The 12049-nt window shown below is 64.8% G+C and carries 13 protein-coding genes; 8 read left to right on the top strand and 5 right to left on the bottom strand.

The window, feature by feature from the left end:
- Positions 1-201 precede the first annotated feature (201 nt).
- Complete coding sequence (locus tag RA25_RS20855) at positions 202-1116, bottom strand: glutaminase (protein ID WP_039152251.1); 915 nt, start codon at positions 1114-1116, stop codon at positions 202-204.
- A gap of 130 nt (positions 1117-1246) precedes the next feature.
- On the opposite strand from RA25_RS20855, the gene murD reads away from it, so the two are divergent.
- Both murD and RA25_RS20845 read left to right on the top strand, forming a co-directional pair.
- Entirely contained in the window at positions 1247-2644 is a 1398-nt protein-coding gene (gene murD, locus RA25_RS20850; protein WP_039174806.1) for a UDP-N-acetylmuramoyl-L-alanine--D-glutamate ligase, read from the top strand.
- A 19-nt stretch (positions 2645-2663) separates the two neighbouring features.
- A complete protein-coding gene (locus RA25_RS20845) occupies positions 2664-3005 on the top strand; it encodes a thiamine-binding protein (RefSeq protein WP_039174805.1) in 342 nt (113 codons plus the stop codon).
- 60 nt (positions 3006-3065) lie between these two features.
- On the opposite strand, the gene RA25_RS22855 is transcribed toward RA25_RS20845, so the two are convergent.
- Complete coding sequence (locus tag RA25_RS22855; protein WP_152612260.1) at positions 3066-3230, bottom strand: DUF1127 domain-containing protein; 165 nt, start codon at positions 3228-3230, stop codon at positions 3066-3068.
- A 92-nt stretch (positions 3231-3322) separates the two neighbouring features.
- Between RA25_RS22855 and RA25_RS20840 the strand changes: the two genes are divergently transcribed.
- Entirely contained in the window at positions 3323-4219 is an 897-nt protein-coding gene (locus RA25_RS20840) for a LysR substrate-binding domain-containing protein (RefSeq protein ID WP_039174804.1), read from the top strand.
- 71 nt (positions 4220-4290) lie between these two features.
- Here RA25_RS20840 and RA25_RS20835 read toward each other — a convergent pair whose 3' ends face one another.
- From RA25_RS20835 to RA25_RS20825, 3 genes are all read right to left on the bottom strand, one after another.
- A complete protein-coding gene (locus RA25_RS20835; protein WP_039174803.1) occupies positions 4291-4740 on the bottom strand; it encodes a MarR family winged helix-turn-helix transcriptional regulator in 450 nt (149 codons plus the stop codon).
- A gap of 5 nt (positions 4741-4745) precedes the next feature.
- A complete protein-coding gene (locus RA25_RS20830; RefSeq protein ID WP_039174811.1) occupies positions 4746-5039 on the bottom strand; it encodes a putative quinol monooxygenase in 294 nt (97 codons plus the stop codon).
- Between the two features lie 66 nt (positions 5040-5105).
- On the bottom strand, positions 5106-6287 hold the full coding sequence (locus RA25_RS20825) for an NAD(P)/FAD-dependent oxidoreductase (RefSeq protein ID WP_039174810.1): 1182 nt from the start codon (positions 6285-6287) through the stop codon (positions 5106-5108).
- A 235-nt stretch (positions 6288-6522) separates the two neighbouring features.
- Between RA25_RS20825 and ftsW the strand changes: the two genes are divergently transcribed.
- The 5 genes from ftsW to murB all read left to right on the top strand — a co-directional run bounded on the left by ftsW (position 6523) and on the right by murB (position 11789).
- Positions 6523-7689: a putative lipid II flippase FtsW gene (ftsW, locus tag RA25_RS20820; protein ID WP_039174802.1), complete on the top strand. Its 1167-nt coding sequence runs from the start codon at positions 6523-6525 to the stop codon at positions 7687-7689.
- A gap of 25 nt (positions 7690-7714) precedes the next feature.
- Entirely contained in the window at positions 7715-8806 is a 1092-nt protein-coding gene (locus RA25_RS20815; protein WP_019298296.1) for a UDP-N-acetylglucosamine--N-acetylmuramyl-(pentapeptide) pyrophosphoryl-undecaprenol N-acetylglucosamine transferase, read from the top strand.
- A 5-nt stretch (positions 8807-8811) separates the two neighbouring features.
- On the top strand, positions 8812-10209 hold the full coding sequence (gene murC / locus RA25_RS20810; protein ID WP_039174801.1) for a UDP-N-acetylmuramate--L-alanine ligase: 1398 nt from the start codon (positions 8812-8814) through the stop codon (positions 10207-10209).
- 4 nt (positions 10210-10213) lie between these two features.
- Positions 10214-10462, top strand: coding sequence for a DUF2484 family protein (locus RA25_RS20805; protein WP_019298294.1), 249 nt, complete (start codon positions 10214-10216; stop codon positions 10460-10462).
- A 385-nt stretch (positions 10463-10847) separates the two neighbouring features.
- Positions 10848-11789, top strand: a complete 942-nt coding sequence (gene murB / locus RA25_RS20800; protein WP_039174800.1) for a UDP-N-acetylmuramate dehydrogenase — start codon at positions 10848-10850, stop codon at positions 11787-11789.
- Positions 11790-12049: the final 260 nt, after the last annotated feature.

Raw genomic sequence — 12049 nt, 5'->3', positions numbered from 1 at the left:
CGGGGCGGGCGCTTCGCTTCCCACCCCGCCGGGCCGGGCGCCGCCCTCGGTGGTGGACGCGGGGTTTCAAACTCTATGCGATTTGGTGTCCGGTTCAATTAAGGCCGTAGACTGGATTGAAATGGAAGGTGCCAGGGACGTTTTGGCGCCTTCCCGGCACCGCTCTGCGCAGGCTGTGCAGGGGGGCTCGGAGCAACCGGATCAGAACACCGACCAGTCCATCTCGCGGGCCAGCAGCTCCATCGCTTCGGTGCCAAGTTTGGAGTTGCCGTTGTGGTCCAGCCCTGGCGACCAGACCGCGATGCTGGCTTTGCCCGGCACAATCGCCAGAATACCGCCGCCGACCCCGCTCTTGGCGGGCAAGCCGACGCGGTAGGCGAACTCGCCCGAGCCGTCGTAATGGCCGCAGGTCAGCATCAGCGCATTGAGCCGCCGCACCCTGCCTTGCGACACCAATGCCGGTTTCGCACCGCCGCCAATCAGGAAGCGGCCTGCCTTGGCCAGCTGCACCGTGGTCACTTCGGTGGCGCATTGGTGGAAATAGGTGCCCAGTGTTTTCTCCGGCGTGTTCTTCAGGTTGCCGAAAGACGCCAGAAAATTGGCAAGGGCAAAGTTGCGGTGCCCGTGGCGGGTTTCCGAGCTGGCCACCGCCTTGTTGATGTGGATGTCCTCGTCCCCTGCGGCGGCGCGGAAGAAGGCCAGGATTTCCGCCAGTGCCTCTTTGGGGGCGCGGCCGGCCAGCAGCTCATCCGTGGTGACGATAGCGCCTGCGTTGACGAAGGGGTTGCGGGGGCGGCCGCGCTCATGCTCCAGCTGGACGATGGAGTTGAAGGCGGTGCCCGAGGGCTCGCGCCCGACACGGCTCCACAGCTGGTCGCCAGAGCGGCCAAGCGCGATGGCGAGCGTGAACACCTTGGTGATGCTTTGGGCGGAAAACCTTGTCAGCGCATCGCCCGCGTGGAACAGGCCGCCTTCGGCAGTGGCCACTGCAATCGCGAACTGGTTGGGGTCAACCTGCCCCAGTTCCGGAATATAGCTGGCGACGGCGCCGCGGTCGGTGCGGCCCTGCATCTCAGCACTGATCCGGTCGAGCAAAACCTGCATATCCGCAGCCACGGGGCGATCCTTCCTTCTTGATTTGCGCGGAATCTCCGGCATGGGCCGGGGCTTGTCAATCTGACGGCTCTGGCAAAGGCTGAGCGGATCGGATAGCGGTTCTGGCAATAGGTCTATGGGAGGGCAGGTGATGATCCCGGTCAAAGGATATGAGGGCGCCAAGGTGGCGGTGCTGGGTCTTGGACGCTCAGGCCTGACAACCGCACGGGCCCTGCGGGCAGGCGGTGCAGTGCCGCTGTGCTGGGACGACAACCCGGCAGCGCGGGAGGCGGCGGAGGCGGAAGGCTTCACCTGCCGCGATCTTCACAAAGCCGGTGCCTTTGATGACGTGGCGGCGCTAATCACGTCGCCCGGCATTCCCCATCTTTACCCGAAACCCAATCCGGTGATCCGCGCCGCGATGGAGGGTGGGGTGCCGGTGGACAATGACATCGGGCTGTTCTTCCGCTCCTTTGCCGATGCCGACTGGCAATTGCACGACCAGCCGCCGCGGGTGGTGGCTGTCACCGGCTCCAACGGCAAGTCGACCACGGTGGCGCTGCTGCACCACATCCTGCAAGAGGCGGGGCGAGAGAGCCAGCTGGCGGGCAATATCGGCCGCGGTGTGCTGGACATTGATCCGCCCGGTGAGGGCGGCGTGGTTGTGCTGGAGCTGTCGAGCTACCAGACAGAGCTGGCCCGCGCGCTGACGCCGGATGTGGCGGTGTTCACCAACCTGTCTCCTGACCATCTGGACCGGCACGGCGGCATGGGCGGCTATTTTGCGGCCAAACGCCGCCTGTTTGCCGAGGGCGGGCCGGACCGCGCCGTTATTGGCATCGACGAGGATGAGGGGCTGTTCCTGGCAGGCCAGCTGTCGGAAGGAATGGGCGACGACCGGGTGATCCGCATTTCCGCCGCGCGCAAGCTGACCGGGCCGGGCTGGCAGGTCTTTGCCCGCAAAGGCTTCCTGAGCGAATACCGCAAGGGGCGGCAGGCGGCCTCGATCGACCTGCGGGAGATGATGGGCCTGCCGGGCGCGCATAACCACCAGAACGCCTGCGCGGCCTATGCGGCGGCGCGCACCCTGGGGCTGGCGCCGCGGCTGATCGGTGACGCCATGGCCAGCTTCCCCGGCCTGCCGCACCGCAGCCAGACCATCGCCGAGGCAGATGGCGTGCGCTATGTGAATGACAGCAAGGCCACCAACCTGGACAGCGCTGTAAAGGCGCTGAGTGCCTTCAAGAATATCCGTTGGATCTGCGGCGGGCTGGAGAAGGACGGCGGGCTGGACGCCCTGAAGGGGCAGACCGGCAATGTTCAAAAGGCCTATGTGATTGGCCGCGAGGCGGCAGGGTTCGCTCTGCAGCTGGATGTGGAGGCCGAAGTCTGCACCACCATGGCCGCAGCGGTGGAGCGCGCCATGGCGGAGGCGCAGCCTGGCGATACGGTGCTGCTGGCGCCGGCCGCCGCAAGCTTTGACCAGTACGACAACTTCGAGCAGCGCGGCGATGATTTCGTGGCTGAGGTGAAGAAACGGCTGGGATGAGCCGCAGGAGGAGACAGGCATGACTGCAGGCACTGCAACAGGAAATACCGTGATGCTGGCCTTTCAGGTCATTCCGCGGCTGCGCGAGGGCAACAACTTCGAGGCGGTGGACGCGGCGATTGCCGTAGTGAAATCCGCAGGCGTGCCGTTTCAGGTGGGGGCGATGGAAACCACCATGAAGGGGGAGCTGGATCACCTGCTGGAGATCGTCAAAGCCGCGGAGAAAGCCTGCCTGGAGTTCGGTGCGGTGGAGGTGATCACCAATATCAAGATCCACACCACCACGCCCGAGGCGCATGACACCTTCTGCACCTATACCCGCGGTGTGACCCCGAACAACAAGGTGTTCATCGAAGAGTGAGCGAAGCGGCCGGCAGCAGGACGGCCTGGCTGATTTCCAGGGCTAGTCTCACAGGCCGGCTCACAGGCCGATGTCCCGCAGCAGATGCTCTGGCAGGTGGTTAAGCCGCCTGCGGGCCAGCTGCTGGCCGGCAGCCTGGCTGGCGGAGGCGTCCTCGCGCGGGTGCGAGACAAAAACTCTGCTGATAGCGTGCCAGAGGTTCATCTGTGAAAGCATTTCAGACATGGGGGCGATCCTTGTTCTGTGTGAACAAGATGTGGGCGCTTGCTGCGCCAATGACCAATTGAATCTCAGCGGCCTTGGTATAAGCTGTGTTTATGGATCGCTCTGTAAACCCCTTGCCGCCGCTGCAGGCGGTGCGCGTCTTAGAGGCGGCGGCCCGGCTGGGCAGTTTCAGCCGCGCGGCGGAGGAGCTTGCGATGACGCAGGCGGCGGTCAGCTATCAGATCAAGCTGCTGGAAGACCGGGCCGGGCAGCCTCTGTTCAAACGGCTGCCGCGCGGGGTGGAGCCCACGGCCGCGGGCAAGGCGCTGCAGCGCCATGCCGGTGAGGCGCTGGACCTGCTGCGGCAGGGCTGGGCGGAGGTGCGCGGCAGCGGTGGCGAGGAACTGGTGATTAGCACCATTACCAGTTTTGCCGCCTTTATTCTGGCGCCGCGGCTGGGCCTGTTCCAGGTGGCGCACCCGGGCATCACCACCCGGGTCGACGTCAATCCGCGGGTTGCCGACTTGCTGGCCGGCGAGGCCAGCGTGGGCATCCGGGTAGGCCGCGGCAATTGGCCGGGGCTGGCCGCCGACCTGCTGATCCGCGCCAGCTACACGCCGCTGCTGACACCGGCGCTGATGGAGGCCTATGGCCCCATCGAAGAACCCGCCGACCTTCTGCGGGTGCCGCTGGTGGATGCGGGCGACCCGGCATGGGGCATGTGGTTCCGTGCTGCCGGGGTTGCGCCGCCGAAACGGGCGGAGCGGCACAGCCTTGGCACTCAGATGCTGGAGGTGCAGGCGGCCCTGGCAGGCCAGGGCGCCTGCCTGATGACACCGGCCTATGCCCGCGGGCTGATCGAAAGCGGCGCGCTGGTGCAGCCCTTCGATCTGGTGACAGAGGACGATATTTCAGCCTGGCTGGTCTACCCGGAGGCCCGCCGCGACGCGCCGGCCATTGCCGCCTTCCGCAGCTGGCTGCTGGCGGAGGTGGCAGAGCTGGCCGGGTAAAGTCTGGCAGGTGAGGGCGGAGGGCTTCAGGCTCACCCAAGCGGAAAATCCCCAAACAGCAGGCCGGAGGCTCAATCCCCGGCGGCGGGCGGGTGGGCCATTTCCTCCGACAGAATCCTGAAATAGCCGGGCAGGGCATCTTGCAGCTGCTGCCGCCCTGCCGCTGTCAGCGCGGCTTCTTTGGACCTCTTGTCGGTCTGGCTGGCCGCAAGGCTGATCAACCCGTTCTGCTGCAGGGATTGCAGGGTGCGTGTCATGACCGGTTTTGACACATCTATGCGGCTGGCGATCTCATTTGGCGTCAGCGACTGGCGTTCAGGTTCCCGGTCAATAACGATCAGCACCAGAAAGCGCAGCTGCGACAGGCCATGCGCGGCAAAATAGGCATCGAGCCTGCGGATCAGCAGGCTGGCGCGGCGCATCATCAAGAGCGCGCTGGTGATATGTGCAGGATCGGTGCCGTAGGTTTCGGCGTAGGTGCCGACCATCTGCTGCGATGGCAGTTCCTTGAGGAAGAACATGAGGGTCAGGCCAGGGCAGTCATCTTGTGGATTTCCACCGGCTTGGCCAGCCAGGCTTCGTATTTTGCGAAGACCGGGGTGATGTAATCCGCCGCGTAATGCGCTGCCAGGGCGTCGTCGCTGGCCCATTCTTCGTCAAGGTAAAAGCAAGTGCCATCGCGGCCTTCGAGCAAGCGGAACTTCAGACAGCCGGCTTCAGCGCGGGTCGGCTCCAGAACATCCAGCAGGCTTTGCCGGACATCCTGCATGTGCTCGGGTTTCGGGGTGATCCTGGCGACGAGTTGAAAGGGGCTGGTCATCATAGGCTCCATTTATGTTATCATGGTAACTAAATGGGCGGTCCCGCGCCCAAAGTCAAGCCGGCTTCATCTGCCGGCGGCGATGGCAGTGCCCGCGGCATGGCCCGACGCCCAGGCCCATTGGAAGTTGTAGCCGCCGAGCCAGCCGGTCACATCCACTGCTTCGCCGATCGCATAAAGGCCGGGGGCGGCTTTGGCCTCCATCGTCTTGGAGGACAGGCCGTCGGTGCAGATGCCGCCCAAGGTGACTTCGGCGGTGCGATAGCCCTCGGTGCCCGCGGGCAGCAGGCGCCAGCTTTGCAGCGCCTCGCAAAGGGCGGATAGCGCGGCGTCGGACTGGTCTGCGAGGCGGCCCTTGAGGTCCAGTTGCGGCTTCAGGAAATCCACCAGTTTGCCCGGCAGGTGGCGGGACAGCTCGGTGGTCAGGTCGCGGCGGCCCTCGGCCTGGCGCTGTTCGCGCAAAAGGTCATAGAGCGGAGTTTCCGGGATCAGGTTCACGGTGATCTCCTCTCCCTCGCGCCAGTAGGAGGAGAGCTGCAGGACGGAAGGGCCCGAGAGGCCGCGGTGGGTGAACAGCAGGGCCTCGTCAAAGCTGGTGCGCGCATTGCTGAGGCGAGCGGAAAGGGAGACGCCGGCCAGCGGCTGGAAACGCCCGTCGGGGAAGGTGAAGGGCACCAGGCCAGCGCGGGTTTCGGTAACCTCCAGCCCGAACTGGCGGGCGAGATCATAGGCGAGGCCGGTGGCGCCCATCTTGGGGATCGACTTGCCGCCAGTGGCCAGCACCAGGTTGCGGCAGGTGACAGTCTGCGACTTGCCCTCGCGCAGGAGCTGGACACGGTAGCCGTCCGCGGTCTGCTCCACCGTCTCGACGGAAGTGTGAAGCCACAGGTCCGCGCCAGCCTGCGCCATCTCCTGCGTTAGCATGGCGATGATCTGTTTGGAGGAGCCGTCGCAGAACAGCTGGCCCAGGGTCTTCTCGTGCCAGGCGATGCCATGGCGGTCCACCAGTTCGATGAAATCCCACTGGGTATAGCGCGCCAGCGCTGACTTGCAGAAATGCGGGTTGGCGGAGAGGTAGTTCTTGGCCTCCGCATACATGTTGGTGAAGTTGCAGCGGCCGCCGCCGGAAATGCGGATCTTCTCGCCCGGCGCCTTGGCGTGGTCGATCACCAAAGTGCTGCCGCCGGTGTGGGCCGCGCACATCATGCCAGCCGCGCCGGCGCCGAGAATCAGGGTGTTTATCCGCATGGCGCGCATCCACCACGGAACCGGCAGCGGCGCAAGAGGCAGGCCGGCGGGCGCGGTCCGGCGGATTGGCGCTGGCGCGCGGGCAGCTTCCTGCCTGTCAAGATGGCCCGCCGTGCGGGCGGTGGATTCTTGCCGAACTGTGTTCTTTTTCTGGCGCCGCGGCTCACGTTTCGTTACAGTTTCTGTGAGACCCCGAAAAATGGGGCGGAACGAGGCATATAGTGGCGGTATTCCCATGACTGAGATGGTCTATGGCGCGGTTCCCGTGCAGGCTGGTGAGCCGATTCTTCCCAAGTGGTGGCGGACGCTGGATAAATGGACGATGTCCTGCATCCTGATGCTGTTCGTGATCGGACTGCTGCTGGGGCTTGCCGCCTCAGTGCCGCTGGCAGAAAGGAACGGGTTCAGCAATTTCCACTATGTGCAGCGGCAGGCGGTTTTCGGCCTGACGGCGCTGATGGCGATGCTGATGACCTCAGTGATGTCGCCGGTGCTGGTGCGGCGGCTGGCGGTGGTCGGCTTCGCCCTGGCCTTTGTCGCGTTGGCTTTCCTGCCCATCTTTGGCACCGATTTCGGCAAGGGCGCAGTGCGCTGGTACTCGCTTGGCTTTGCTTCGCTGCAGCCCTCGGAGTTCCTGAAGCCCGGTTTCATCGTGGTCGCCGCCTGGATGATTGCCGCCAGCCAGCAGATCAACGGCCCGCCGGGCACGCTGATGTCCTTCGCGCTGTGCATGATGGTGGTGATGATGCTGGTTCTGCAGCCCGATTTCGGCCAGGCGAGCCTGATCCTGTTCGGCTGGGGGGTGATGTATTTCGTGGCGGGCGCGCCGATGCTGCTGCTGGTCTGCATGGCCGCCGTGGTCGTGATGGGCGGCGTCTTTGCGTATAACAGCTCCGAACACTTCGCCCGCCGCATCGACGGCTTCTTGAACCCGGATGTCGATCCTACTACCCAGCTGGGCTATGCCACCAACGCCATCCGCGAGGGCGGGCTGTTCGGGGTCGGCGTCGGCGAGGGGCAGGTGAAATGGTCGCTGCCCGATGCCCATACCGACTTCATCGTTGCCGTCGCGGCAGAGGAATACGGGCTGGTGCTGGTGGCGGTGCTGATTGCGCTTTACGCCTCCATCGTGGTGCGGTCGCTGTTCCGGCTGATGCGCGAGCGCGATACTTTCATCCGCCTCGCGGGCACCGGCCTGGTGTGCATGTTCGGCGTTCAGGCGATGATCAACATGGGGGTTGCAGTGCGGCTCTTGCCCGCCAAAGGCATGACCTTGCCGTTTGTCAGCTATGGCGGATCTTCGCTGATTGCCACCGGGATCGCGGTGGGTATGCTCCTGGCCTTTACCCGGACGCGCCCGCAGGGCGGGATTGCCGATTACCTGAACGGCCGCGGCCGCTGACGAGATAGAAAAGAGACCAGCTGCGATGGCACAGAAAATGCTCTTGATGGCTGCCGGGGGAACCGGCGGCCATATGTTTCCTGCACAGGCGCTGGCCGAGATGATGCTGGCGCGCGGCTGGCGGGTGAAGCTGTCGACCGATGCGCGCGGCGCGCGCTACACCGCGTCCTTCCCCAGCGCGGTTGAAATCTCCCAGGTGTCCTCTGCCACCTTTGCCCGCGGCGGGCTGCTGGCCAAGGCGCTGGTGGCGCCGAAGATTGCCGGCGGCGTGCTGTCGATGGCGATGCAGATGCGCAGTGACCGCCCCGATGCGGTGATCGGCTTTGGCGGCTACCCGTCAATCCCGGCGCTGGGCGCGGCAACGCTGCTGAAGCTGCCGCGGATGATCCATGAGCAGAACGGCGTGCTGGGCCGCGTCAACCAGATCTTTGCCACCCGCGTCGCGGGCGTCGCCTGCGGCACCTGGCCGACCACGCTGCCGGAAGGTGTCGCGCATGAGCATGTGGGCAACCCGGTCCGCAGCGCGGTGAAGGAGCGGGCAGGGGCCGGCTATATTCCGCCGGGCGATTACCCGATGTCGCTTTTGGTGATGGGCGGCAGTCAGGGCGCGCGCATCCTCTCTGACGTGGTGCCTGCTGCCGTCGCGGCGCTGCCGGAGGGCATCCGCCAGCACCTGCGCGTGTCGCATCAGGCGCGCGAGGAGGACCTGGAACGGGTCAATGCGTTTTATGCAGAGCACGGCATAAATGCCGATGTGCAGACGTTTTTCACCGATGTGCCCGCCCGCATGTCAGAGGCGCAGCTGGTGATCTCGCGCTCCGGCGCGTCTTCTGTTGCCGATATCTCGATCATCGGGCGGCCGTCGATCCTGATCCCCTTTGCCGCCGCTGCAGGCGACCACCAGAGCGCCAACGCCCGCGGGCTGGTTGATGCCAATGCTGCCGTGATGATTCCCGAAAGCGCCCTTGATATCCCGGTGCTGGCAGAGCATATGGGCGCGATTCTGAGTAACCCGCAGGCTGCCACCCAGATGGCAACCGCTGCACTGAGCGCCGGGGTTCCCGATGCCGCCGAACGTCTGGCGGCACTGGTGGAGCAACTGGCCGAGGAAGGATAAACGTTATGAACCCTGCAACCAAACTGCCTGGCGACGTCGGCCCGATCCATTTCGTGGGTATCGGAGGCATCGGCATGTCGGGCATCGCCGAGGTGCTCTTGAACCTCGGCTACATGGTGCAGGGCTCGGACCTGAAATCCTCCAAAATCACTCAGCGGCTGGAGAAGCTGGGCGCGCGGATTTTCGTGGGCCAGCAGGCAGAGAACCTGGAAGAAGCCGCGGTTGTGGTGATTTCCTCGGCGATCAAGCCGGGCAACCCGGAGCTGGACGAGGCCCGCCTGCGCGGCCTGCCGGTGGTGCGCCGGGCCGACATGCTGGCGGAACTGATGCGGCTCAAGTCCAACGTCGCCATTGCTGGCACCCACGGCAAGACCACCACCACCACCATGATGGCAGAGCTGATGGTGGCCGGCGGCTTCGACCCGACCATCGTCAACGGCGGCATCATTCACGCCTATGGCTCCAACGCGCGGATGGGGCAGGGCGAATGGATGGTGGTCGAGGCGGATGAGAGCGACGGCTCCTTCAACCGGCTGCCCGCAACCATTGCCGTTGTCACCAATATCGACCCGGAGCATATGGAGCACTGGGGCGACTTTGACCGCTTGCGCGACGGCTTCCTGGAGTTTGTCTCCAACATCCCGTTCTATGGCATCGCTGTCTGCTGCACCGACCACGCGGAGGTGCAGGCGCTGGTGGGCCGGATCTCCGACCGCCGGGTGGTCACCTATGGCTTCAACGCGCAGGCGGACGTGCGGGCGGTGAACCTGACCTACAAGGCGGGCGTCGCGCATTTCGACGTGGTGCTGCAGGCCGAGGACCGGGTGATCGAGGGCTGCACACTGCCGATGCCAGGGGACCACAATGTCTCCAACGCGCTGTCTGCGGTGGCAGTGGCGCGGCATCTGGGCATGAACAGTGTCGAAATCCGTGAGGCTCTGGCGGCCTTTGGCGGCGTCAACCGGCGGTTCACCAAAGTGGGCGAAGTGAACGGTGTCACCATCATCGACGACTACGGCCACCACCCGGTGGAGATCGCCGCGGTGCTGAAAGCGGCGCGCCAGGCCAGCGAGGGCCGGGTGATCGCGGTGCACCAGCCGCACCGCTACTCGCGCCTGTCCAACCTGTTCGACGATTTCTGCGCCTGCTTCAATGAGGCTGACGTGGTGGCAATTGCCGAAGTGTTCTCTGCCGGGGAGGACCCGATCGAGGGCGCCAGCCGCGATGACCTGGTGGCAGGCCTGATCCGCCACGGCCACCGCCACGCCCGCGCCATCCTGAACGAGGAAGACCTGGAGCGCCTGGTGCGCGAGCAGGCGCGGCCCGGCGACATGGTTGTCTGCCTCGGCGCCGGCACCATCAGCACCTGGGCCAATGGCCTGCCGGAACGGCTGGGGCGCTAGGGGTATGACGCTGTCGCTGACCCTGGCCGCCGTCTGGGCGCTGGCTGCCAATGTGCTGGCGATGATCCCCAGCCGCGACAACCATTGGCGGCGCGCCTATGTGCTGATTGCGCTGGGCATTCCGCTGCTGGGCTATGTCACCTATGAGAACGGTCCCTGGTGGGGGCTGGTTGTTCTCTTGGCCGGGATGTCGGTGCTGCGCTGGCCGGTACTGTATTTCGGGCGCTGGGTCAGGCGCACGCTGGGAATGTAAACCTCCGCAAAAAGGCCGCCGTTGGGGAAAGCTTAACCTTTTCTTCCGGATGGCCTGATAATCAGACGGGAATACCCAGTGTACCCTGTTTGACGCCAGCGCGTTTCCGCTGGCGGTGGAGGCCTCTTTTGGCTGCTGTTACTGTAATCTGGCTGCTGTTCGGTGCCGTATGGCTGGCGGCGTTTTATAATCTTGCCCGGGCCAGGCAGGCGGCTGCGGCCATTGTTGCCTCAGTAATCTGGCTTATGGTGCTGGTCCTGCTGGCTGGCCTGCTGTTGTTTGCGGCGGAGACTGGCCGCCAAACCGTGTTATCCCTTTATTTCATCGGCCACCTGGTCTACGGACTGTGCTCGCTTGCAGGATGGAATTTGGGACGGAAACGGCGATGGCGGCGCAAGGTGAAATCATTCTTCCGGCGGTGCGTGGCCGCCTTACCGGACAGAAACCGCTTGCGGAGCTGACCTGGCTGCGGGTCGGCGGACCGGCGGAGCATCTGTTTCAGCCCGCGGATATTGACGATCTGGCAGATTTCCTGCGCCAGCTGGAGCCGGGCGTGCCGGTGTTTCCGATGGGGGTCGGCTCCAACCTGATCGTGCGCGACGGCGGCATGCGGGCGGTGGTGATCCGGCTGGGCCGCGGCTTTAACAGCATCGAAACTGAGGGTGATACGGTGACCGCGGGCGCTGCGGCGCTGGACGCGCATGTGGCGAAGAAAGCCGCGGATGCGGGAATCGACCTCACCTTCCTGCGCACCATTCCCGGTTCCATCGGCGGTGCGGTGCGGATGAACGCGGGCTGCTATGGCAGCTACACCGCAGATGTGTTTGTGTCGGCCACCATCGTCACCCGCCAGGGCGAGGTCCGCGAGATCAGCGCGGAAGAGCTGGCTTTCCAATACCGCCAGACGGCGTTTCCAGAGGGGGCGGTGCTGGTCTCCGCCACCCTGCGCGGACCCAAGGGCGACCCGGAGGAGCTGCACGCCCGGATGGCGGCGCAATTGCAAAAGCGGGACGAAACCCAGCCGACAAGGGACCGTTCGGCCGGCTCCACCTTCCGCAATCCGGCGGGGTTCTCCTCTACTGGCCGCGCCGATGATGTGCATGACCTGAAGGCCTGGAAAGTGATCGACAACGCAGGCATGCGCGGCGCGCGGCGCGGCGGCGCGCAGATGAGCGAGAAGCATTCCAACTTCCTGATCAACACCGGTGGCGCAACTGCCGCAGATTTGGAAGGGCTGGGCGAAGATGTGCGGAAAAAGGTTTACGAAGATTCCGGCATCACGCTAGAGTGGGAAATCATGCGGATAGGTGATCCGCTTCCCGAATAACCGGAAATCTTGAGCGCCGGCAAAGGCTTCTGCAATGGCAGCTTGAGCAGGAACAGGGTCTGACACAGATCCGGGGAGCGGAAATCTTAACCGTGGTAAAGGCACTGTTAACACGCCGGTAAGATTTTGGGCGTTACGGTGCCGCTAAGGCGGCAAAGCACCGCCGGTTTCAGGGGCGCCGAGCCCCGCAATAATCAGCCGGGATCAGCCCGGCGCAAAATGATAAGGCGGGCCTGCAAGGGGTCCCAAGAAACAGGGGC

The organism is Leisingera sp. ANG-S5 (assembly GCF_000813925.1).
Classification (GTDB): Bacteria; Pseudomonadota; Alphaproteobacteria; order Rhodobacterales; family Rhodobacteraceae; genus Leisingera.
The sequence above is the reverse complement of the archived record's forward strand: the minus strand, read 5'-3'. Positions and strand labels throughout refer to the sequence as shown.